General features: G+C 55.8%; 22 protein-coding genes. 12 read left to right on the top strand and 10 right to left on the bottom strand.

The genetic code is table 11. From position 1 onward, the window contains the following. Position 1: 1 nt before the first annotated feature. Positions 2 to 628: an ATP-binding cassette domain-containing protein gene (locus FHW66_RS17300; protein ID WP_183381076.1), complete on the bottom strand. Its 627-nt coding sequence runs from the start codon at positions 626 to 628 to the stop codon at positions 2 to 4. Between the two features lie 366 nt (positions 629 to 994). Here FHW66_RS17300 and FHW66_RS17295 point away from each other — a divergent pair, with 366 nt between their 5' ends. Beyond that, positions 995 to 2,500: a hypothetical protein gene (locus tag FHW66_RS17295; RefSeq protein ID WP_183381075.1), complete on the top strand. Its 1,506-nt coding sequence runs from the start codon at positions 995 to 997 to the stop codon at positions 2,498 to 2,500. 87 nt (positions 2,501 to 2,587) lie between these two features. Here FHW66_RS17295 and FHW66_RS17290 read toward each other — a convergent pair whose 3' ends face one another. After that, the gene (locus FHW66_RS17290; RefSeq protein ID WP_183381074.1) at positions 2,588 to 3,094 is read right to left on the bottom strand and encodes a DUF421 domain-containing protein; all 507 of its coding nucleotides are present in this window, start codon (positions 3,092 to 3,094) and stop codon (positions 2,588 to 2,590) included. 240 nt (positions 3,095 to 3,334) lie between these two features. On the opposite strand from FHW66_RS17290, the gene FHW66_RS17285 reads away from it, so the two are divergent. Both FHW66_RS17285 and FHW66_RS17280 read left to right on the top strand, forming a co-directional pair. Further along, entirely contained in the window at positions 3,335 to 4,273 is a 939-nt protein-coding gene (locus FHW66_RS17285) for a LysR family transcriptional regulator (protein WP_183381073.1), read from the top strand. 96 nt (positions 4,274 to 4,369) lie between these two features. Then, positions 4,370 to 5,290, top strand: coding sequence for an ornithine cyclodeaminase family protein (locus FHW66_RS17280; protein WP_183381072.1), 921 nt, complete (start codon positions 4,370 to 4,372; stop codon positions 5,288 to 5,290). 58 nt (positions 5,291 to 5,348) lie between these two features. On the opposite strand, the gene FHW66_RS17275 is transcribed toward FHW66_RS17280, so the two are convergent. From FHW66_RS17275 to FHW66_RS21145, 5 genes are all read right to left on the bottom strand, one after another. Next, complete coding sequence (locus FHW66_RS17275; RefSeq protein WP_183381071.1) at positions 5,349 to 5,657, bottom strand: ATP-binding protein; 309 nt, start codon at positions 5,655 to 5,657, stop codon at positions 5,349 to 5,351. 1 nt (position 5,658) lies between these two features. Then, positions 5,659 to 6,006, bottom strand: a complete 348-nt coding sequence (locus tag FHW66_RS17270) for a hypothetical protein (protein ID WP_183381070.1) — start codon at positions 6,004 to 6,006, stop codon at positions 5,659 to 5,661. Positions 6,007 to 6,026: 20 nt separating this feature from the next. Continuing rightward, positions 6,027 to 6,602, bottom strand: coding sequence for an RNA polymerase sigma factor (locus FHW66_RS17265; protein WP_183381125.1), 576 nt, complete (start codon positions 6,600 to 6,602; stop codon positions 6,027 to 6,029). Between the two features lie 143 nt (positions 6,603 to 6,745). After that, the gene (locus FHW66_RS17260; RefSeq protein WP_183381069.1) at positions 6,746 to 7,948 is read right to left on the bottom strand and encodes a threonine ammonia-lyase; all 1,203 of its coding nucleotides are present in this window, start codon (positions 7,946 to 7,948) and stop codon (positions 6,746 to 6,748) included. 124 nt (positions 7,949 to 8,072) lie between these two features. Then, positions 8,073 to 9,614 carry a methyl-accepting chemotaxis protein gene (locus FHW66_RS21145; protein WP_183381068.1) on the bottom strand — a complete coding sequence of 514 codons (1,542 nt, stop codon included), beginning with the start codon at positions 9,612 to 9,614 and terminating at the stop codon, positions 8,073 to 8,075. A gap of 73 nt (positions 9,615 to 9,687) precedes the next feature. Here FHW66_RS21145 and FHW66_RS17250 point away from each other — a divergent pair, with 73 nt between their 5' ends. Genes FHW66_RS17250 through FHW66_RS17220 form a run of 7 tightly spaced genes read left to right on the top strand, consistent with a single transcriptional unit; the run spans position 9,688 to position 17,009 of the window. Next, complete coding sequence (locus tag FHW66_RS17250) at positions 9,688 to 9,951, top strand: hypothetical protein (RefSeq protein WP_183381067.1); 264 nt, start codon at positions 9,688 to 9,690, stop codon at positions 9,949 to 9,951. After that, a complete protein-coding gene (locus FHW66_RS17245; RefSeq protein WP_183381066.1) occupies positions 9,951 to 11,474 on the top strand; it encodes an ABC transporter substrate-binding protein in 1,524 nt (507 codons plus the stop codon). The genes FHW66_RS17250 and FHW66_RS17245 overlap by 1 nt, the downstream gene beginning before the upstream one ends. Before the next feature lie 20 nt (positions 11,475 to 11,494). Next, on the top strand, positions 11,495 to 12,454 hold the full coding sequence (locus FHW66_RS17240) for an ABC transporter permease (protein ID WP_183381065.1): 960 nt from the start codon (positions 11,495 to 11,497) through the stop codon (positions 12,452 to 12,454). 9 nt (positions 12,455 to 12,463) lie between these two features. Beyond that, the gene (locus tag FHW66_RS17235) at positions 12,464 to 13,351 is read left to right on the top strand and encodes an ABC transporter permease (RefSeq protein WP_183381064.1); all 888 of its coding nucleotides are present in this window, start codon (positions 12,464 to 12,466) and stop codon (positions 13,349 to 13,351) included. A gap of 29 nt (positions 13,352 to 13,380) precedes the next feature. Next, positions 13,381 to 14,361: an ABC transporter ATP-binding protein gene (locus tag FHW66_RS17230; protein ID WP_183381063.1), complete on the top strand. Its 981-nt coding sequence runs from the start codon at positions 13,381 to 13,383 to the stop codon at positions 14,359 to 14,361. Positions 14,362 to 14,375: 14 nt separating this feature from the next. Continuing rightward, positions 14,376 to 15,332 carry an ABC transporter ATP-binding protein gene (locus FHW66_RS17225; protein WP_183381062.1) on the top strand — a complete coding sequence of 319 codons (957 nt, stop codon included), beginning with the start codon at positions 14,376 to 14,378 and terminating at the stop codon, positions 15,330 to 15,332. Between the two features lie 60 nt (positions 15,333 to 15,392). After that, complete coding sequence (locus tag FHW66_RS17220; protein WP_183381061.1) at positions 15,393 to 17,009, top strand: gamma-glutamyltransferase family protein; 1,617 nt, start codon at positions 15,393 to 15,395, stop codon at positions 17,007 to 17,009. A gap of 75 nt (positions 17,010 to 17,084) precedes the next feature. Here the strand turns inward: FHW66_RS17220 and FHW66_RS17215 are convergent, their stop codons facing one another. Together FHW66_RS17215 and FHW66_RS17210 are read right to left on the bottom strand one after the other, a co-directional pair. Further along, positions 17,085 to 18,443 carry a carbohydrate porin gene (locus FHW66_RS17215; RefSeq protein ID WP_183381060.1) on the bottom strand — a complete coding sequence of 453 codons (1,359 nt, stop codon included), beginning with the start codon at positions 18,441 to 18,443 and terminating at the stop codon, positions 17,085 to 17,087. Positions 18,444 to 18,446: 3 nt separating this feature from the next. Beyond that, positions 18,447 to 20,096: a CoA transferase gene (locus tag FHW66_RS17210; protein WP_183381059.1), complete on the bottom strand. Its 1,650-nt coding sequence runs from the start codon at positions 20,094 to 20,096 to the stop codon at positions 18,447 to 18,449. A 568-nt stretch (positions 20,097 to 20,664) separates the two neighbouring features. Between FHW66_RS17210 and FHW66_RS17205 the strand changes: the two genes are divergently transcribed. Next, the gene (locus FHW66_RS17205) at positions 20,665 to 21,051 is read left to right on the top strand and encodes a hypothetical protein (RefSeq protein ID WP_255459040.1); all 387 of its coding nucleotides are present in this window, start codon (positions 20,665 to 20,667) and stop codon (positions 21,049 to 21,051) included. Positions 21,052 to 21,246: 195 nt separating this feature from the next. Then, on the top strand, positions 21,247 to 22,461 hold the full coding sequence (locus FHW66_RS17200; protein ID WP_183381057.1) for a DUF2863 family protein: 1,215 nt from the start codon (positions 21,247 to 21,249) through the stop codon (positions 22,459 to 22,461). Positions 22,462 to 22,479: 18 nt separating this feature from the next. Here the strand turns inward: FHW66_RS17200 and FHW66_RS17195 are convergent, their stop codons facing one another. Further along, positions 22,480 to 23,049, bottom strand: coding sequence for an ankyrin repeat domain-containing protein (locus tag FHW66_RS17195; RefSeq protein ID WP_183381056.1), 570 nt, complete (start codon positions 23,047 to 23,049; stop codon positions 22,480 to 22,482). Between the last annotated feature and the right edge of the window lie 15 nt (positions 23,050 to 23,064).

Here is a 23,064-nt window from a genome sequence, read left to right as displayed (position 1 = left end):
CCTAGTCACCCAGATCGATCGTCGCCAGGGCAGTGATCTGCTCTGGCACTTCGTAGAAACTGGCAATCCAGGCTTGTGTACTTTGTCCTGCGAAGGCATTGAGGGTGTCGCAGACAAAATGGATGGCGCTGCGGTCGAGACCGGCAAACGGATCATCGAGCAGATTCACCGCGGCACCTGCGGCAAAGGCACCGGCCAGATAGACCTTGCGTTTGCTACCGGTGGAGAGCATGAACAATTTCTTTTCGACATGCGGCAATAGCGACAGGCCTTCCAGCAAGGCTGGTACACGTGCTGCATCAAACCCGGCAAACTTCGCCTGTACCGTTGCCAGATATTCCGGCACGCTCAATTGATCAAACTCTTCAGTACGCGGATCGACGTAATACACCTGCTGCCGGTATAAGGTCGGCTGCTGGTCGAGCCGAATCCCGTTGATCGCCAGTTGCCCGCTCCGGGCCTGCAGTTCCCCTGCCAACAATTTCAGCAAGCTGGTCTTGCCACGCCCGTCGCCACCGCGAACGAAGGTAACGCCTGCCGGGATGGACAGGTTCAGGTCGTCGAACAAGGGATGGTCGGGGTACTGAAAGTGCAGCTGGCTGGCTTGCACAATGCTGGGTGCGCTCATGGGATGCCGATACGGTAGTGATGGATCATGTCAGCGGGTGTACCCGCAAAGCGCTTATTTTATCCTCCCGCATCCACATGCTCCACATGCGAGTGGATCGGGAAATAGCATCAGCGACGCTACGTAGGTGTATGCGCTTTTTGCAATTGATAAATATTCTTTTACGTATGATGTTGATAAGAAAAAATTTCTTGCCGTGCACCTCAGTGCATATCCCCTTCCGTACTAGCTTACGGTCTCTTACTTCTGTGATGTCAACGGTAGTTCACTGGTGTATCTCCATGCGACGCGATTTGCTGCAAGAGCTTGAATGGGGGTTGCTTACCTTGGCTTCCTGTGTCGTCGCGCCTTTTTTCATTATGGAACATGCATTCGAACCTTTTACCGACTTTTAATTTACAGACATTGCAATATCGACGGGCCGTTGGAAATCAAACCAAATATTCAAAATCACAAAATTCACAACTTAGCAGGTCATCCTGCAAGGTCAACCCCCAAACAGGAAGATGCATTGGAAGGGGAATTACCCCCCTGAAACTTCTTTGTATTTCGGCAGCGCTTTCTTTGGTTACATCATCGTCCGTTGCAGCCCGCCCCGGCGTAATCGGGAGCAGGCCGGTAGGTAGCGAGTTAGACCGAGCGATTGGAAACAGCACTGCGGGCATGAAGGATCAAGTAAATGCTGTGCTTACTTACCAAAGACGATCAGCGCAACGCGCAACGCTTCCGGTCAATGACACATTTGCATATAGAGATTCCGATTTCAAAAGAATCGCTCAATCACCGTCCAGGTTGCCAGGCAATGAGATTCTCGATAACAGACAGGGAAAGGAATCCACCGCGCTTTCCTCGGCTGATAATCGTGATTCCCTCCCTCACGTTAGGCACCAAAAGAGTCGGAAAGAGGTGAAGTACCAAAGAGGCCAGAAAAAGGTGAAGTACCAAAGAGGCCAGAAAAAAAAGATGCCGCCGAAATTGCCGTCACAACCTGTGCCGCAGGCGAATGAATCTAACAAAAATAGTCGAGCGGGAAATTCTGTTTCGTATCCTGGCGAGCCTCAGTCGAGACCGATGCTTGTATCAAGGGGATGTCGTAATGAACTGGCACCGTCAACTACTTATATCGACGGGAAAGAAGTCAAAATCACCACCTATAAAGAACTGTCGACAATTAGTCCAATCAAAATGTCATTATTCAATGACGATCTACTTAATCTTGAATTGGTCGATACTAGTGCAATGAACGAAATCAAAAAGATGTCGGACGACGCAATTGTCGAATTTTTATTTCAGCAGACCGGAGGACACATCACAATCAATGAGGCAAAGAAAATTCGTTCGAGTATCAAAGAATTGTCCGTTGAAATAAATTATTTTTTACAAAATCGTGAATGTTTCATGTTTTTTTCGGCTCACGATAATCCTGGCATTCTTGGCATGTATAGGGATAAAAAAATATATCTAAGTGATACTGTTTTTTTAAAGCCTTCGATAATACAGTTGTTTATCATGGAGCATGAGGGTACGCATGGTGTAGGAGCCAAAGATTATCTATACTATAATATAGACGCTTACGATAAAAATGGTAGCCGTGTAATCGAGCTCATTGATATGTCGGCAACTAAAGCGACTCGTATCTTTTTGATGCATTTGAGTAGGCAAATATACGCTCATCTCAGTGCGCCGAATTATAACCATGACTTTCCTTTGAATGCGGACTCGATCGCATTCTTTGCGCTTTCTCTTTATTATAAAAATCGTAGTAATCCTTATCAAAAGGCACTTATCAATTCGGCTACCGACATTAAGTCGCCGGAAAATAACGAGGCTTTACCCAGTCTTGCCTATCGAGAGTATCCACCGAGATACTGAGCAGAAAGACTAAAAATTAAGTTTGTAAGGGGTACTTGCCGCTCAACTCGTATCATCCCCTCCGCTATAGACCTCTGATCGCTCCCCTTACTGTTGCTTGTTCCGCGTGCTGCGCAGATTGATGGTGATTTCACCATTTTTTTCCAGCACCGCACGCGAGACATCGGCCAGTGTTGCGTCGTCATCCCTCTTGCGCAAGGCAACGTCGATGTCGCGGTCGGTAATCAGACCTGCCTGCATCTGGCGCAGGTCTTTGATGCCATCCTTGACCAGCAGTCTTTGCGGGCCGCTGATGAGATCGTCGAACCAGACCCAGCGTGATACCAGTATCCCAATCAAGCGATGTAGCAAGACCAGTGTGGCGCCGGCTGCCAGCGTCGGCAGCAAGGGCGAGGCGCCGACGATGGCACGACTCAGAATCGCGCCCAGCAACACCGTGATGCACAGATCAAAGGCGCTGCGCTGACCGAAGGAGCGGCGTCCTGCAATGCGCAGGAAAATCAGCGTGCAGAAAAACACAATCAATGCGCGCAAGGCCATGGTCAGTGGATCAAGATGGTCAGTGGCGATGATGAGCTGGCTCAGGTCGGGCATGAAGGCCTTTGGTCTGGTGGGGGAAGGTTGCTGCCGTCAAAGCGATGACATGGACTGCATCCACGATGATAGCAATCTGCCTGCAGGTGACGCAAAAAATTGCTCTGCCGACAATATAGGTTGCTACTCGTCCATGCTGAATCGGCATGGGACAGCGCTTTGCTGAATTTGTATAGTGACGTCTTGCTGTTCCCTATTTCCGTTCTGTCTCTCAGCTACCTTCAGCGTCAAACCAATCATATGGAAATCAAGTGGGTCGAAGACTTTCTGTCGGTAGTTGAAACACTCAACTTCAGCCGTTCTGCCAAGTTGCGCCACGTCACGCAACCGGCCTTTGGCCGCCGCATCCGCGCGCTTGAAACCTGGCTTGGGGCCGATCTGTTCGATCGCTCCAGCTATCCCTGCAGCCTGACGCCGGCGGGTGAGTCGTTTGTGCCGATTGCGCGTGAGATGTTGAGTCAGTCGACCCAGGCGCGGCTGATTTTGCGCGGGCAGCTCGCAGGCAAGCAAAGCCTGATCAAGCTGGCCATGCCACATACCTTGTTGCTGACCCTGTATCCGCGCCTGTTGCTGCAGATCGAGCAAAGTACCGGTCTGTTGTGTTCCAGTGTGCAGGCTACCAATGTGCATGATGCCGTGATGGCGCTGGTAGAGCGTCATTGTGATTTGCTGATCTGCTATCACCATCCGCAGCAGGGCATTGATCTGGACGTCGAACGTTATGCCATGTTGTCATTAGGCAAGGAACCTTTGCGTCCGTATTCGCAGGCGCTGCAGCGTGGGGTGCCCAAATATGCGTTGCCGGGTACGTCGGCCGATCCGGTACCGTTCCTGAGTTATGCCTCGTATTCGTCACTGAGTCGGATTGTGGAAAAACAGCTCAGCGATAGTGTACGACCGGTACATTTGTTACGTCGGTTTGAATCCGATCTGGCCGAGGGTTTGAAAAGTATGGCGCTTGAGGGGCACGGCGTAGCGTGGTTGCCTGCCAGCGCGATTACGCGTGAGCTGGCCGAGGGCAAACTGGCACTGGCAGTTGCTCCCAACGACCAGGAGGCGTTGCGCCAGGGTTGGTGGTGCGATGAAATGGATATTCGTGTCTACCGGCGTAAGGATGATAACCGGCCTGATCTGGACCGGATCTGGGCCAGCCTTGCCAAGAGCCGTAGTGCACGTTGATGGCTTCTTGTGCTGCAATTTTCACCGCTTGTTTTAGCGTTCATTTAAGCGCTCAACCAGGCGTTCACTCAGAAATTCATTCAAAAGGAAATCATCATGAAGCTCATCACCAATGAACAGGTCAACGAACTTGTGACCACTGCCGAAGCGGTCCAGGCCATGCGTGCCGCTTTTGCAGGTGCTGGCAGCGGCGCGCAGCAGGCAAGGGTGCGTACGAGCGCTGCCAATGGCGTGATGCTGTCGATGATGGGGGCAGTTTTGCCTGACGCCGGTATCGCTGGCGCCAAGGTCTACACCACGATCAAAGGTGCCTTCAAGTTTGTGATTACCCTGTTTTCGAGCGAAACCGGCGCGCCACTGGCGACCATTGAAGGTGACACCATGACCGGTCTGCGCACCGCAGCGGCGACCGCAGTGGCCTGTGATGCACTGGCGCGCAAGGAAGTTGGTGTGCTTGCCGTGATTGGCACCGGCGTGCAGGCACGCTCCCATATTCCGGCACTGTTGCAGGTGCGCAGTTTCAAGGAAATTCTGATCGCGGGTTTGTCCGGTCAACAGGAGTTGGCCGATGAAGTGACGGCAGCGTATGGCATACCGGCCCGCGTGGTCAGTATTGATGATGCCGCCCGTCAGGCCGATGTGTTGGTGACGGTGACGCGTGCGGCGACACCGTTGTTTGATGGAGCGTTGCTCAAACCCGGGACGTTTGTGGCCGCCGTCGGCGCCAGCAAGGCAACGGTACGTGAGCTGGACGATACCGCCATCAGTCGGGCCGCGGCGCTGGTAGTGGAGTGGAAGCCACAGGCGCAGATTGAGGCTGGGGATCTGGTGCAATGTGCACCTGGTACCTTCGACTGGGACGATGTGTGGGAATTGAGTCAGGCTTTCGATGGCAGCATGTCGTATCAACGTCAGCCCGAGGACATCGTGATCTATAAGGCCATCGGGATCGGCCTCGAAGATATCGCGCTGGCCGGACTGGCTTATCGTAAAGCGGCGCAATGGCATGGCTGGTGACAGAAATGCGACCGGGGCGCAACGCCCCGGTGAAAGTCTGGCGCAGTGCAGGTGCTGACTATGGCGCGTCAGCGCTGCGGCGGGCCAGCTTGATTGCGTCTTCCGGGCAGGCTGTAACACACAGACCGCAGGCCCGGCAGGCATCGGCATTGACACTGTAGGCCACTTGCATGCCGTGTACTCGTAGTTTGAGCTTGTTGAGCAAGCCGAGTGCGGCATAGTCCTGGTCGTCAATGCGACGTACTTCAAACACGTTTTCGGGACAGACCGCCAGGCAATCTCCGCGTCCTTCGCAGCGTTTCAGGCTGATGACGGGCGTAAATTTTCCTGCTGGCTGCTTGCAGTGGCTCGCTGTTGTCACGGGCATGTCAGACTCCACTTTCGGTGCCAGGCTGGTTGGTATTGCCGCAGCCTCGGCCACGACGTCCACCACCATGAAACGCCCGCATACCATCCTTGAATTTGCGGCGCTCTTCATCACTCATTTGCTCCCAGCGACCGCGCATGCGCCATCCACGGCCACCGCCTCGCAATCCACCAAACAGAATGCGGCACAGTACGAACAGGCCCAGTGCCTGCAAATAGTTGATTTGATGAATCCCAGGAATTAATTGCGGCAATAACCAGTTCCAGAGGGACATCACAATGGCACTCAGGGCGATGCCGCCGACGATCACGATGATCAGGATTTTAAGAATACGGGCGCTACGGTTCATGTTGTTTCTCCTACGTAAAGTCAAAGATTGAATTCGTCATACAGGTCTTGCAGGCGCTCGCGCAGTGCCAGTACGGCATAGCGTTTGCGTGCCAGCAGCGTATTCACGCTGAGACCGGCTTCCTGCGCCAGCTCCTTGAAGCTGCGCCGTTCCAGCTCATGCGCAATGAACACCTCACGCTGCGCAGCGGGCAGCTCTTCCAGCGCATCCTGCAGTTCGGCAATCAGCAGGGAGCGTGCATAGGCAGCCTCGGGTCCGGCATCTTCTGTCGCTGGTAGCATCTGCTCCAGCCAGCTATCGTCCTCGTCGTCAGCGGCGAGATCGAACAGCGGCACTTCCTTCTTCTTGCGGAAGCGGTCGATGATGCGATTGCGCGCTACCCGGAACAGCCAGGCACCGACCTGTTCGATCTGCTCCGGCAAGCGGCAGGCTTCGACCAGCTCATAAAACACATCCTGCAGAATGTCCTCGGCCTCACCCTGATCGGTGACGCGGCTACGGATGAAATTGCGCAGCCGTGCCGTCTCACGGACGACGGTGTCGGTGATGTGTTGATCAGAGTCAGCCATTGAAGGCAGTGGCAGCGTTGGGTCCATGCGCTGTAGACGCTCCAGAACCTGCCATATTGTGTGACGGATGAAAAATTGCATGAACGGCGCTGCAGGTAAGTGCTGCAGGCCGGTTGGTGTTCATGCGGGAAGGGTGGTGGAGGATGGCAGGAGAGAAACTTGCCAGAAAATCAATGCTGCTCTTCGGCGACAAATCCAGCTTCGTGCAGGGCATCGAGTACTTGTGCCAGATGCGGTCTGCCACGGGTTTGCAGGACCAGCTCGATATCCACATTCTGGGCGGCCAGCATGGTGAAGGCGCGTTGATGATGCACTTCGTCAACATTGGCACCGGCGGCGGCCACGGTGGTGGTGATTTTTGCCAGAATACCGGGAACATCACGGGCCGAGACGCGCACCCGTGCCAGTCGGCCGGCACGTACCATGCCGCGCTGGATGATGGCGGCCAGCAGCAGCGGATCGATGTTGCCGCCCGACAAGACCATGCCGACGCGCTTGCCACGGAATCTTTCAGGATGGCGCACCATCGCTGCCAGTCCGGCGGCACCGGCACCTTCAACCAAGGTTTTTTCAATTTCCAGCAGCATCAGCACGGCATGTTCGATATCGCCTTCATCGACCAGCAGCAGGTCATCGACATGGGTGCCGATGATGGCCTGCGTCAGTTTGCCGGCCGTGCCAACGGCAATGCCTTCGGCAATGGTGCTGCTGCCCATCGGCATATCTTTACCCTGTACCGCATTGATCATTGAGGGGAAGCGCTGTGCCTGGACACCAACGATATCGATAGTGGGTTTGCGTGCGCGGGCGGCAACTGCCATGCCTGCCAGCAAGCCGCCACCGCCGATAGAGACCACTATTGTGTCCAGATCGGGCACGGTGTCGAGCATTTCCAGGGCAACGGTACCCTGTCCGGCGATGATGGCGTCGTCGTCGAAGGGATGGACGAAGGTCAACCCGCGTTCGTCGGCCAGCGCATAGGCATGGGCACGGGCTTCTTCCAATGAATCGCCGTGCAGTACGACCTCGGCACCGAAACCGCGGGTACGTTCGATCTTCACCCCGGGGGTATAGCGCGGCATCACGATGAGCGCATGCATGCCCAAGCGTTGGGCATGGTAGGCCACACCCTGAGCGTGGTTGCCGGCGGACATGGCGATCACGCCCTTGACGCCGTTGGCATTGAGCTCAGTAAGCTTGTTACAGGCGCCGCGCTCCTTAAAGGAGGAGGTGAATTGCAGATTCTCGAATTTGAGAAAGACCTGTGCGCCAACGATGTCAGAGAGCGTGCGCGACTCGACAAAGGGGGTATTGAGGATATGGCCTTGCAGCCGTTGTGCGGCCAGTTCGATATCGGCGATGGTGGTAGGCATACGGTGGGCTGATAGCTGAGGTAAACAACGATCAGCCATTGTATCCACAGTCATCGTGGCTGCGGCAATCTTTGCAAAGATTGCCGCCCCGGAAAGATGAGTTAAGTTCAGCCTGACTTTTAGCTTAGCTATTGAGTTTGAAAATTCCTACGATTCTGGCCAGCCCCTCTGACTGATCCTGAAGCGAGCGCGCCGCTGCCGCTGCTTCTTCGACCAGTGCGGCGTTTTGCTGGGTATTTTCGTCGATCAGTGCAATCGAACGATTGACCTCCTCAATGCCAGAGCTTTGCTCATGGCTGGCGGCGCTGATTTCACCCACGATGTGGGTGACCCGTTTGACGCTGGCAACCACTTCAGACATGGTGGTACCGGCATCCTGTACCAGCTTGCTGCCACTGTCGACTTTATCGACCGAGTCGGTGATCAGTTCCTTGATTTCCTTGGCGGCAGCGGCAGAGCGCTGTGCCAGTCCGCGCACCTCCGAGGCCACGACTGCAAAGCCGCGGCCCTGTTCGCCAGCACGCGCCGCTTCGACGGCGGCGTTGAGTGCAAGGATGTTGGTCTGAAAGGCAATGCCATCAATCACGCTGATGATGTCGACAATCTTTCTGGAGGATTCGTTGATGTGGCCCATGGTGTCGATCACCTGATTGACCACTGTTCCACCTTGAATTGCGACTTCCGAAGCCGACTGCGCCAGCTGGTTGGCCTCACGCGCACTCTCGGCATTGCGTTTGACGGTGGAAGTCAGCTCTTCCACGGCGGCCGCTGTTTCTTCCAGCGTCCCGGCCTGTTGTTCGGTGCGGCTGGAGAGATCCAGATTGCCGGTGGCGATTTCGGCACTGGCCGTGGCGATGGTCTCGGTTCCGGAGCGGACCTGACTGACGATGTCGATCAAATGGTCGTTCATGTCCTTGAGCGCGGCCATCAACTGGCCGGTTTCGTCACCTGAGTTGACTTTGATATCAGCACGCAGATCGCCTTGTGCTACCCGGCTGGCGACTTCGACTGCCCGTGACAGGGGTTGCGTGATGGAACGGGTGATGATGTAGGCAAGCACGACGCCGCCAATGACGGCAATCACGCCAAACGCGATCATCAGCAAGCGCGCGCTGCGGAATTGCTGATCCACCTGTTGCGCAAGCTGGTTGATGCTGTCGCTTTGGCGGGTCGACAGCTTTTCGATCGCGGCCAGATAGACCTTGCTATCGGGGATCAGCCGTTCATCCACGACTTTTTTGGCGGCATCGGCATTACCGGCGTCTTTTTCCTTGAAGACGGCGCCATTGTCGGCGATCACCACTTTGCGCAGTTCATTGATCTCGTTGAGCAGCGCCTTGCCTTCATCGTCGGTGATCTTTTCTTCCATCTGCTTGACCAGGCCGTTGTTGCTGGCAATGGTGGCGACGATCTGATCCTTGTAAAACTTCTGCTCGACCGGGTCTGGATTCTTGGCGGCAGCGATGATGCGCCCGACGTTAAGCTCAATCGATTTATAAAAAGAATTGACCAGTCTTTCCTTGGCCAGTGCATCGTTGACCATGACATCGGTCAGTTGCCCCACGGATTGCAAGCGCCAGACACCGATGCTGGTGATGATCCCCACGATGACCAGCAATGCTGCGAAAGCGATGCCAAGCCGTGTCCCAATATGCAAGTTTTTCATGCAGTGTCCTATTTGTCTCTATGTATTCGGCAACCAATCTCCGGCGTTCTCAAGGGCACGGAGTATGTCGTTTATGTCCAACTATAACGCTATGGAACAAGATTTTTGGCAGTTTTTGCTGGTAATTTCACCATCTGGTCTGTCCGGATTGATTTTCTTTGACGCTTGTCAGCGGTGCACCACGATGGCACCCAAAGCCGACCATTTCGGCGCAGGAGGAATGGGAATTCCGGTGCAGTATTGGCAAAATCGTTTCGGATGTGGGCGATTGAATGTGGCACAATTGTTGCAGCAGCTGTTTATGTATACATTGATTTGTTTTCGAAATGGATCCTGATGAACAAGCACTTGCCCTTCTCACAGCGCCACTTCCGCCCGTTTAACTGCGCGTTCGCGCTCTCTCTCGTTGCGCTTGGCTTTGCCAGTCAGCATGCCGCTGCGACCACCATTAACATTTCGCTTGATGATGATCCGGGCAAGCTTGATCCGACCCAGTCATCCATGATTGTTGAACGCATCGTGTACCAGAGCATTTTCGACAAGCTGGTGGATCTGGACGAGAACGGCAAAATCGTTCCCATGCTGGTCCAGCGCTGGAGCGTATCTCCCGACCAGAAAACCTATACGCTGACACTGCAGAAAGGTGTGCAGTTTCAGGATGGCACGCCCTTCAATGCCAAGGCGGTTGAATTCAATCTCTTGCGGGGGCAGGGTAAAACCTCGTTGCGCCGTAACGAGCTCAAATACATCAAACAGATCACGGTGATCGATGACACTACGCTCAAGATCGAGCTCAGCGAACCGTTTGCACCGTTCATGTCGGTGCTGACCGACCGGGCTGGCATGATGTCGTCGCCGGCGGCGGTACAAAAATATGGCGACGATTACGTCAATCATCCGGTCGGAACAGGGCCTTTTGTCTACAAGGGCCGTCTCAAGGGGGCCACCATCACGCTGGAAAAGAACCCGCATTACTGGCAGGCCGGTTTGCCCAAGGTTGATGGCGTCACTTATAAGATCATGAGTGACGTTAATGTCGCCTTCAATAATCTGCGCAGTGGTCAGGTCGATATCACCAACCGTTTCCCCTACAAGGAAATCAGCAACATCAGCTCCGGTGCCAATTACACGGTCATCAATCAGCCGTCGCTGGGCTTTCGGGGCTTCTATCTGAACACCGGCAAGCCGCCTTTCGACAAGCCAGAAGTACGACAGGCAATTGACTTGCTGATTGATCGCAATGCCATTGCCAAGGTGGTCTACAACGGCGCAGTGGCCGCCAGCCATTCACCGTTCAGCAAGGCGCAGTTTGCCCATGGCGATACGGATGCGCCGCCCAAGGTTGATCTGGCGCGTGCCAAGGCATTGTTACAGGCGGCGGGCAAGCAGGATGGCTTCAGTTTCCGTCTGACCTTGCCAACCACGCCTTACGAGACACAGGTGGGGCAGATGATTCAGGGCATGCTGCGTCCAGCCGGGATCAGCGTCACGCTGGAAAAAGCCGAACTGGCGACGCAGATCGAGTCAGGCAAAGCCGGCACCTACGAAGCCTTGTTCGTCGGCTGGAGCGGTCGTCCGGACCCGGATCAGAATATCTATGACTTTGCGGTGACCAATGGTTCGCTCAACTATTCCAAGTTCGGTAACAAGGAACTGGACGATGTGCTGCAGCAGGCGCGCCTCAGTGGCGATGAGAGCAAACGCAAGGCTTTGTATGATCAGGCCATGCAGATCCTGGACAAACAGATACCCTACATTTATCTGAACCATGACAACGTGCTGTTCGGCATAGCGAGGTCCGTCAAGGGCTTTCATTACGTCCCTGATGGTGTGATCCGTACTGCCACGCTGAGCAAGTAGGATCCTGAATGAAGCTGGCCATGGCAATTCTTTCCCCGCTATTCAAACGTGTGCTGCTGGTCATTCCGACGCTGTTGCTGGTGAGCGTGATGATCTTTTCGCTACTGGCGATGTTGCCGGGTGACCCGGTGACTGCCATTCTGGGCCAGGAAGCAACGCCGGAGGCAGCCCAAGCGCTGCGTGCCCAACTCGGTCTGGATGATCCTTTGTATCTGCAATACGCGCATTGGCTGGGCGGCGTACTGCATGGTGATCTGGGGCGCTCCTTCATTGACCACACACCGGTGATGGAGGTGTTGCTGCAGCGTTTGCCAGTCACGCTGGAACTGGCGTTGGGCAGTTTTGTGGTGGCTATCCTGATTGCGGTGCCGGCCGGGATTGTGGCCGCAGCCCGGCCACGCAGTGTTGCTAATTTCTTCAGTACCGTCGTGGCCTTGTTTGGGATGTCGGTACCGCACTTCTGGCTGGGCATGATGTTTATCGTGCTGTTTGCGGTCAAGCTCGGCTGGCTGCCTGCCTCCGGCTACGTACCGTTGTGGCAGGACTGGCGCGGTAATCTGGCTGCGATGTGCATGCCGATACTGGCGACTGGTCTGCGCGAATCGGCGATTCTGATGCGCATGGTGCGCAGCAGTCTGCTGGAGGTACTCAATGAAGACTTTATCCGTACCGCCTTCTCTAAAGGGCTGACGGACTGGCAAGTGGTGTTGGGACACGCCTTGCGCAATGCCTTGATCCCGGTGCTGACTGCCAGTGGTCTGATGGTGTCCGGCCTGCTGGGTGGGCTGGTGATTACAGAGAGCATTTTTGGCTTGCCGGGGATGGGCAAGATGATCGTCGATGCCATCTTTCAGCGTGACTACATCATGGTGCAAGGTGGCGTGCTGGCTGCTGCGTTGATGGTGGTGCTGGTCAATTTGCTGGTCGATGTCCTGTATGCGCTGGTCGACCCACGTATCAGCCAGACTGTTTCGGAATAGGGCGTGGCGATGGATCACACTACACCGGCTGTTGCCACTCCGACCCTGCCTCAACGCGCGCGATTTACTGGCTTGCGGCGTTTCGCAGGCAATCATCTGGCCTTGCTGGGGGCAGCCATCATCGTGTTGCTGATATTGCTGGCGTTACTTGCACCGTGGCTGGCGACCCACGATCCCATCTTCGATCAGGATTACAGCAATCTGCTGGCGACCCCTTCAGCACAGCACTGGCTGGGTACCGATGATCTGGGGCGAGATATTTATTCGCGCATGCTGTTCGGTGCGCGCATTTCACTGGAGGCGGCATTGATTGCGGTTGGTCTGGCCTTCTGTCTGGGTGTGCCAATTGGTATTGCCAGTGGTTACTTCGGTGGCCTTTGGGATGAATGGGTGGTCATGCGCGTGGTCGATGCGTTGCAGGCGTTTCCATCGCTGATTCTGGCCCTGGCGCTGGCGGCAGCGCTGGGAGGCGGGTTCATCAATGCGATGGTGGCGGTCGGGATTGGCTTTACACCTGCCTTTATCCGTCTGGCGCGTGGTCAGGCAATGAGCATTCGCAATCTGGAATACGTGATGGCGGCGCGGGCAGTAGGGGCTGGACCGATCCGCATCATGTGGCGCTATATCCTGCCCAACGCGATGGCACCACTCGTGATTCAGGCGACCTTTGCCATGGGTTCGGCCATCATTGCAGAGGCTGGTTTGTCTTATCTCGGGCTGGGAGCGCGGGCCGAGGATCCGAGTTGGGGTTCCATGCTGCATATTGCGCAAGCCTATCTCAATACCAATCCGACGCTGGCATTGTGGCCCGGCGTGGCGATCTTTCTGGTGGTGCTGGGCTTCAACCTGCTCGGTGATGGGGTACGGGAAGTGTTCGATCCGAAGTTACATCGTTGAGTCAATGTTGCGTTGAGGATGAAATAGCCATGTTGGAAGTCAGCAATCTGCGTGTCGAGTTTGTCAGCAATGGCAAGTCAGTGGTACCCGTCGATGATGTGTCCTTGCGTGTGGGGGCGAATGAAATTGTTGGCCTGCTGGGAGAGTCCGGCTGCGGCAAAAGCGTGACTGCCTTATCGATCTTGCGTTTGTTCCCCAAGACCAGCCAGGTGCGCCTCGGTGGCAGGATTCGCTGGAACGGCAATGGCTCGGCGTGCGACTTGCTGCAGGTGGATGAGGCCAGCTTGCGCGGCATGCGTGGTAACGATATCGCGATGATCTTTCAGGAACCGATGACCTCGCTCAATCCTTTGCACCGGATTGGCAAGCAGTGCCGGGAGATGCTGGAAATTCACACCGATCTGACACCTCAGGAGATCAATGAGCAAGTCCTTGTCATGCTGCAGCAGGTCGGGTTGTCCCGGCCAGAACAATTGCTGGAGGCGTATCCGCACCAATTATCGGGCGGCATGCGACAACGCGTGATGATTGCCATGGCCTTGCTCTGTCGTCCGGCGCTATTGATCTGTGATGAGCCGACGACGGCGCTGGATGTGACGATTCAGGCGCAGATTCTGGCGTTGATGCGCAAGCTCGGAGAAGAACGTGGCACGGCCATCCTGCTCATTACCCATGACCTCGGCGTGGTCGCGGAAATGTGCGAACGCGTGGTGGTGATGTATGCCGGGCAGGTCGTCGAGCAAAGTACCGTACGTGCACTGTTTGATGCGCCTGCGCATCCCTACACGCGCGCATTGATGCTGGCGCGGCCGGCACTGGATGCTGAGCCGGGGATGCCACTGACGGCGATTCCAGGTGCTGTCCCTCTGCCAGGATCGGTGACTTCAGGTTGTCGCTTCGCGGCGCGCTGTGCGCAGGTGCAGGAGCGTTGCCGGACTGATGCCCCAGAACTGAAACCGGTTGATCTTCCCGTGTCGGAACATCTTGTACGTTGCTGGTACCCCTGTTAAGGATCGAGACAAGCATGGCGAATTCAAACTTATTGCAGGTGAGCGGACTGCGGAAATATTTCACCGGCAAGCGCGGTGCGGCACCGGTCAAGGCGGTTGATGATGTGTCCTTTACGCTCGACGAGGGCAAGACACTCGGTCTGGTCGGCGAATCCGGGTGCGGCAAGTCGACGACCGGACGCAGTGTGTTGCGACTGATAGAGCCAACCGCTGGAAGCGTGCGCTTCATGGGTGAAGAATTGTGCGGCTTGTCGGCTGGTGCTTTACGCCGTACACGACGGCATATGCAGATGATTTTTCAGGACCCATTCGCCTCGCTTAACCCGCGTATGACGATAGGCGAGCTACTGGAAGAGCCGTTGATCGTGCATGACCTGTTTGATCGCGCCGCGCGCCGGCGCAAGGTAGCCGAGATGCTGGATGTGGTTGGCTTGAGCCAGACCTATGCAAGCCGCCATCCGCACGAGTTCTCAGGAGGCCAGCGACAGCGTGTCGGCATTGCCCGTGCGGTCATTACGCGCCCTAAGCTGGTGGTGGCCGATGAAGCAGTATCAGCGCTGGATATATCGATTCAGGCGCAGATTCTGAATCTGTTGCAGGATTTGCAGCGTGAATTTGCACTGACCTATCTGTTTATCTCGCATGATCTGGCGGTGATCCGCCACATGAGTGACAGCATCGGTGTGATGTATTTAGGGCGCATGGTGGAGTATGGCAGTCGCGAACATATTTACCGCACACCCAAACATCCGTATGCGCGGGCATTATTGTCGGCGATACCGCGTGAGCATCCCGATGAGGTGCGGGAACGTATCATCCTCAGTGGAGCTGCGCCCAATCCGGCGGCGCCGCCGGCTGGTTGCCATTTTCATCCGCGTTGCGTGGCCTGCATGAAAATCTGTGAGACCGAGGCGCCACCGCAGATCGAAACGGCACCAGGGGAGTTCGTGGCCTGCCATTTATACCGCTGAGGTGATTGTCCCTTTCACTCGTTACTTATTTTTTCAGGTTCGCTTTACAGAAAGCTGCTCATGCCCAACTTCAATTCCAATCACTATCCTTATGCCTCACGTCGTAGTGCGGTCTTTGCCCGGCGTGGTATGGTGGCAACTTCCCAGCCGCTGGCTGCACAGGCCGGGCTGCAGGTATTGCAGGCCGGTGGTAACGCCATTGATGCTGCCATTGCCGCAGCTGCCGCATTGACGGTCGTGGAGCCGACCGCTAACGGCATTGGCGGCGATGCCTTTGCGCTGATCTGGCATCAAGGAAAACTGCACGGCCTCAATGCCAGTGGTCCTGCACCGATGTCGATCTCGCAACAGGCGCTCAGCGCTGCCGGCCACAAGAGCGTGCCGAAATATGGTGCTTTGCCGGTGACTGTACCGGGTACGCCATCGGCCTGGGCGGCGATGGCGGAGCGTTTTGGGCGCTTGCCGTTGCCGCGCTCGATGGCGGGCGCAATCGCATTGGCCGAGCAGGGCTTTCCGGTCTCGCCGATGGTCGCGGTGGCCTGGGAGCAGGCCTACAAAAATTTCACGCGGGAGTTCAAGGAAAGCTACTTCGCCTCCTGGTTCGATACCTTTGGCATTGATGGTCGTGCACCACGGGCGGGTGAAATCTGGAAGGCACCGGGCCATGCTGCGACCTTAAGCAGCATTGCTGCAGACAATGCCCACAGTTTTTACCGAGGAGCACTGGCCGAGAAGACTGCGGCCTTCATCCGTGCGGCGGGGGGCTATATGGAGCAGAGCGATCTGGCCAATTTCCGCCCGCAATGGGTGGAGCCGATCCGTGCCAATTATCGTGGCTATGACGTCTGGGAAATTCCGCCTAATGGTCATGGTCTGGTGGCATTGCTGGCATTGAATCTGTTGAAGGGCTTTGATTTCAGTGAGCGCGATACGGTGCTGACCTATCATCGTCAGATCGAGGCCATCAAGCTGGCCTATGCCGATGGTCTCGCGCATATTGCTGATCAAGGACACATGCGGGTATCGGTGGAGGATATGTTGTCAGAGGCGTATGCCGATGAGCGTCGCAAGTTGATCGGCAGCCACGCCAGACTGCCTTCGGCCGGTGAGCCGTCGCGTGGTGGTACGGTTTATCTGTGTACCGCCGATGAAGACGGCAATATGGTGTCCTTCATCCAGAGCAATTACATGGGCTTTGGCTCGGGTCTGGTGGTACCGGGAACCGGTATCGCCTTGCATAACCGGGGTAACAATTTCACGCTCGATGCAGATCATCCGAACTGTCTGGCACCGGGTAAACGTCCTTATCACACCATCATTCCGGGCTTCCTGACCAGGGACGGTCAGGCCGTGGGACCTTTCGGCGTAATGGGTGGCTTCATGCAGCCGCAAGGCCATGTGCAGATGGTGATGAACACGGTCGATTTTGGCCTCAATCCGCAAGCCTCACTGGATGCGCCGCGTTGGGAATGGGAGAGTGGCAACAAGGTCAGCATTGAACACGCGACGGCTGAGCATCTGTTTCGCGCATTGGGGCCGGCGGGTCTGGGACATGCGCTCAGTTGGTCAGGCAACCAGCTTGGCTTCGGGCGTGGTCAGATTATCTGGCGAGATCAGCATGGCGTGCTGTGCGGTGGTACCGAGCCACGTACCGATGGCTGTGTGGCAGCATGGTGAGGCACATCTGATCCTGCTACCGACCAGACTGATGTTGTGTCTGGTCGATAGTACCGCGCACTCAGATTCAGAAAATCAGAAAGTGATCCGTGCTCTCAGGCTCAACACCCATAATTCACTTCTGCCAGGTGCCAGTGGTGGTCGTTGAATATATTGAAGGTCGGGCGTGATGGCGAGGTTGGGCGTGACCATGTAGCGATAGAAAAGTTCTGTCACCGTCTGCGTACGCAATGCCTCGTTGGTCGGCCTTATCCAGCCAGTGGCGAGGCCAAACAGATCCGAATAATGCTCGGTTGGACGCCAGCCGATGCCAACCGATACCGCACGATCAATGGCCCATCCGGTGGACCAGCCGGCACGGGTAAACCACATCAGGTTATCTCCTGCCATGAAGTTGGCATTGAATGCCGCACCGTAGGAGCGTGCTGTTCCATCCTCCTGTGGATCGCGATACCAGCCGGTCAGATGGATATTGTCGCTATCCATGGGACCACGCGCCTGAATCGGTACTCCGGATTTGGCCTGTCCGCTCCAGCCGGCTTCGAGCATGTAGAAATGCTCGTTCTTGTTGAAGAAATCGCCAACTGTACTACCCGTGTCGTCACTGTGCGTGGTGAAGATACCGGGCTTGATATACACACCCTGCTCGGTTGGATACCAGGCGGCGACTGCACCAAAGCCACGTAACGGAGAGGCAATCGTGGGGCTGGTCGAAAATGCCTGACTTAGGAATTGCCGGTTATCGTCAAAGAACGGATAAGCATCGATGAAGTTGGGCGCAAAGATTTTGCCGACTGTATATTGAAATTGGTTATCGAACAGGTTTTGACGGATATAGGCCTGTGAGATACCAAGATCGAATTGCCCATAGGTGGCGGCGGTTGGCACCATCGACCCCGTTGATAGCCCGGCATGCAGTGGTGCCAGATCGTTACCGAAGGGACGACGATCTTCTACCGCCATGTCGAATGCCAGCGCATCGGGCCTGCCCGCATTAAGCAGCGCGTAAGAAAAATTGATCGTCAGCTTGCTCCCGACTGCCTTGTTCTGGTTAATCAGGCTGCTGGAGTAGCTTTGCCCCAGCAGTTGATAGGAACCACCGATCGACAAGCCGGTATCCTGCTGAAACGCACGTTTCCAGGCAAACCAGGGATCCATCATTGTGGGCAGCCGTAAATGACCGGAGTGTGGCAAAGCGTCTTCTAGTAAATCTCCATTGGCCGACATCGTGTTATCTAGCAGTGATGGATGGGCTGATTCTGCATCATTTGTCGGGGCAGCCAATGGTGCCGTAGTAGCGGCCACATTGACTGCATCGTTTGCATTCGGTACCGCTGTCGTGGATTGGGCAAAAGCACCGAAGCAAACTGGCGCGATAATGGTGGTCAATGCAAGCAGACGAACCGGGTGATGGGGCAGGTGAGTGCGGGTCATGGTTCAGGACTCCCATTCTGGCTTGTCGCCGCCGCGTACTGCCACCAGAGGATCTCTCCAGCGCCCTGGGGTGGCTGATAATTTCGCTAGTGGCGCAAGACGGTGGATTTCACCATAGGGGGTGTGGCGTGTGATGGTCTCCGGTGGCACCATCATCTGTGCTGGTGTGGGTGCAAAATCAGTATTGGCGAAAATCCCCAGACTCTGGTACCACATAGCCGCACGCGTCAAACTGATGCGCACATGATAGCTGCCCCCCTCGGTTGCGCGGCGTCGCAAGGCGGCGATCACACCAGCTGCGCCCAGATAACCTGCGATGTAATCGTTGATGACCAGCGTCGGAGGAAATGCGGGCGTGACTGTGCTTTCGCTCTGAGCATCGCCGTAGTTCGCGGAAAACTGCGCGCCACGATGACCACCTTCGGCCATCGTATAGCCTGACACTGTCACGCCTTCCATATCAAAGCCGGCGCGTTCGCGCCAAGGGCCGTCCCAGCCATAGCAACGCAACGACAGATAGATGATGCCGGGACGTTGCTTGGCGACTTCTTCGACCCCAAATCCAAGTCGTTCAATACTGCGACCGCTGAAGCTTTCAATGAAGACATCTGCTTTTGGCAGGAGTGCAACCAGTGCCTGACTATCGGCTGCCCGCCGCAGATCCATGTAGGTCGAACGCATGCCGACGTTGACATCGGTCACCAGGCCCTCGTGCTCGAAGGCTTGATCGCGGGCCACATGGAGGACTTCAGAGCCATATTCGGCTAAGGTGCGTGCAGCGCATGAGCCGGCAATCACATGGGTGAGAGCCAGTGTGCGAACTCCAGAGAGCGGCTGGGTCGGATTTTGGGTGTAAGGGACCGGATCGGATTCGCCAACTTTCACGATTTCGATCAGCGGGACTGTCGACAGATATTGTCCTTGTGGATGGCGTAGCCATTCGTCCGAGGTACGGTGAATGGCACCGATGACCCGATGTTGCTCCATGGCCGCATCCAGATCATCCGCCTTCCATTGGCGGATAGCACTGGCGACCGCCTTACGGTTGGGCGCTGCATTGAGTAGATTCAGGGCCCGCTCCAACAGGTGCGGATACACGCCAGTGATGGTGACCTGGCGATCATCCTTGGTTGGAAATATACCAAATGACACCGGATTTCCCAGCGCCAATGGTGCCTGATACCAGTGTCCATTGACCGTCGGTATAAATGAGAACCGACTGGCGATGGGATCATCTGCTGGCACGACACCCAAGGCCATGCGCTTTCTCATGATGATGGTCATCAATGGGTTGACGTTGTACATTGCCTCGCGCAAATCAACCTTGATATCTTGTCCCTGGCCGGTCCGTTCCTTCCAGATGGCAGCCGCACCGACTGCTGCGCCCATGGCTGGAATCGCCATGCAGGAGGCGATACGAAAATGACTGCGCACGATAGGATCTTGTCCGGAAAACTCGATGGTGCCGCCGCCATCGCTGGCACTGCCGCCGATGCCCTTCATAAAATCGGTGAAGGCGGTGTTGATGTCAAAATTCACAGAGGACGGCGTTACTGCAGCAGCGTTGGAAAATGTGCCTGCCATGGCAACACCCAATACGGCAGTCCCAGAAAGTTTAATGAAGTCGCGGCGGTCCATAGGGGTATCGGCCATGTTTTCTCTCCAATGTGAGTGGGGAAGGGTCTCGGATAACGTCCGAAGTGATGTCAATCTATCGGCAGCAGAGAAGTTCATTACACGAGAGAACGAAACCAGACCTATTGGAGGTGGCAAAGTCTTTTAACCTATCCGTCACCGTACACCTGGCGCTACGGTGATGCCTTAGGGCATCTCTTTTACGAAATGATTGTGGTTGGCGTTGGTGTTGTTGCGAGGCCTTGGTGCTGTACGCAAGATCGCCCCTCAACTCGGCAATCGACAAATATTGGCAGGCTGCCATCGATACTTCATGGCAGGTTGTATGACTGCTTTGGATGTTACAAAACTCTTCTCTGCTCTGCCTTGAAAGTCGTCCGTAACTTGCCTAGATTGAGAGCTCGGCTTGATCGATTTGACTGAAAAACCGCAATCACTAGTTGCATACGTGCAGCTTGTCTGACTTGCGGTTTGTATGCGTTTTGCGGTTGCGGATGGCCCGACTGTGGCCAGTTCATCAATGCTCGTCAATGAGGAGTACCGAATGCGTCCTGCGACATCGTCTGTTATGGAAGAACACCTTTCCATGCTTGTGACTCATCCTTTGGTTGAACGTCTTGCCATGACCTCCATCACGCCCCAGGCAGCCGGCATTTTTGCGGGTGCGCTGCCATTGGATCTGCCTCCGCTGGGGCAATACCCGCATCCACGCGACATGGTTAATATGAGCCTGTTCGAGATGGATCCGCGCGAAGTGATTGATGGCGTGGTGTTGGACAATGGGGCGTTTCTGGCGCCGGATCCGATTTCTGTGGGTAACATGCGTGAATCTTGCCCGCATTGCAGCGGCGAGCCGCTGCAACTGGTACTGCGGCGTCACCATGTGAAGCGCGCCCATCTGTTCTGCCCGCATTGCACGCGCTGCTACGACGTCCTGGGTGCTGAGGGCTATTCGATGCTCGACATTGTCTGAATACCAATCTGACTCAACACAATAGCGGCCTGCGGGCCGCTTTTTTCTGCCATGTCGCCGCCGTTACCCGTGACGATTTGTTGCAGATCTGTCGGTAACCCAGTGATATCGGCGGTTAAGTCGATCCCTGTGAGGTTTAGTTCTGTTGGCGACTTGATACAATGGCGGCCTGATTTTCTTACCGGTTTCTCTCCCATGTCTAAAAGCAAGCGTCCGGCACCTTCCAAGGCAGCCAAAGTCCATCAAGCAGCGCTCAATGATGATGAAGTCGAAGAAGCATTGATTCAGCAGCTTGCCGATCTGGCAGTGGAACTGGCAACCGAGGATGAACATTCGCCGGAGTTGCCTGTCAAGCAACGCGACTTGCGGCGTCTGATTACAAAGAATCTGCGTGATCAGCAGGATGATGTCCTGTACGAGGCGCTGGAACGTGCCCGTGATCTGGAGGCGGAGGCCTTCCCCTATCTGCGCGAAGCCATCGAAGAAGCGGCGGAGACCGTGATCTTCGTGCGCAATGAGCAACGTATCGAGGTCAATGCATTCGTGATTCCGATGTTTGTGCGGACCGCCGGTGGTTTGCATCCGGATCACAATTTCCGTGATGCTGAGGCGTTTGAGGCATTGACTGCAAGCATCCAGCAAGCCCAGCTCGAGAGTGCGGATGCCAAGGTTGTGCTGGTCAGCTATGCCTACCATCTGGATGAAATCGATGCGATCACCTACAGCCATCTGGAAGCCATGGTGCGTGATGCCTACAGTGCAATGACCGACAAGAAGATCAAGGCAACACCGGCCATTGAGCGCAGCTTCGGTAGCTGGCCGCCGAATCGTTTTGGTGCTGATGATACGGCCGTGGAGTTGCGCTTCTTGCTCGGGTTTGCACTCAAAAATGTGAACGATCCGTTCTATCAGGTGCCAACTGACGAGGTTGCCATGGATGCCTACTTTGCGCAGCGGGCTGAACGCTTTCAGGCCTGGAGCGAGACGGTCGTGCCGGTGGTGCAGCGTTGTCTGGTGGCCGATGCGCGTGGGTTCGAGGTGCACTTCCTGTATCAGGATCTGTTCCATGGCGGCAAGCAGCGCGGTGTGTCGGAATACTTCATGTTGCAGATGATGTCGGAGCTGGATCATGGCCTGCAGCAAAGCGGTATCGCAGGTACGGATACTCACGCAGTGATGGGGCCGGTCGACAATGATGGCGATTTGTTATTGCGGGTCAATCTGTACAGTGATGCCGGGCAAATCGTGGCGACGGTGGATAAGGCGATTGATGCCGCGCGCGCGCTGGAAGAGGAACTCGCCGATACCTGTGACGCCGTGCTGACACTAGGCGTGAAGGGGGTTGGTCTGGCTGAAGGTTTTGATGCTGCCGGCAACGCCGTGGGGGTTTCGCCCTTCGCGGATGCATAAGGCGCGCTGCGCTTGATCTCAGGGCGGAGTTTTGGCTAGGTGTTCGGCCAGAATCGCAACCGTATCGGGGGCGTTGAGCGCGGTTGCAGCCTCGATAGCGGTACTGCCATTATTGCTGCGCGCCCGGATATTGGCACCATGGGCCAGCAGCAGTGAGACGATCTCGGTGCGATTGAACATGGCGGCAATCATCAATGCGGTCTGCCCTTCGGGGGAACTTCCTTCGACATTTGCACCATGCCTGAGCAGGCTTTCGACGACCTCGACATGTCCTTTGAAGGCGGCGCCGGCAATGGCAGTCTGGCCATGATGATTGCGGATATCGGGATCGGCGCCGTGGGTTAGCAGTATGTCGACGGCGGTGGTATGACCATGGTAAGCCGCGACCATCAGCAAACTATCGCCTTTGTGGTCCCGCAGATTGACCGGGCTGGTGGTTGACGGACTTGCGCTTGAAGGACTTGTACCGGACAGGCTTGCACGCAATCCAGCAGCGTCACCGTGCCGCGCCATGACAAACATTCTGGCGGCAATATCCAGCGTTGCATCGTCAATTGTTCCGGACGAATTCGATGGTCTCGGCTGCATGGGTGGCTCCTGGGG

It is taken from the genome of Herbaspirillum sp. Sphag64 (assembly GCF_014192645.1).
Classification (GTDB): Bacteria; Pseudomonadota; Gammaproteobacteria; order Burkholderiales; family Burkholderiaceae_D; genus Herbaspirillum.
This window is presented reverse-complemented; position numbering and strand designations above follow the sequence as displayed.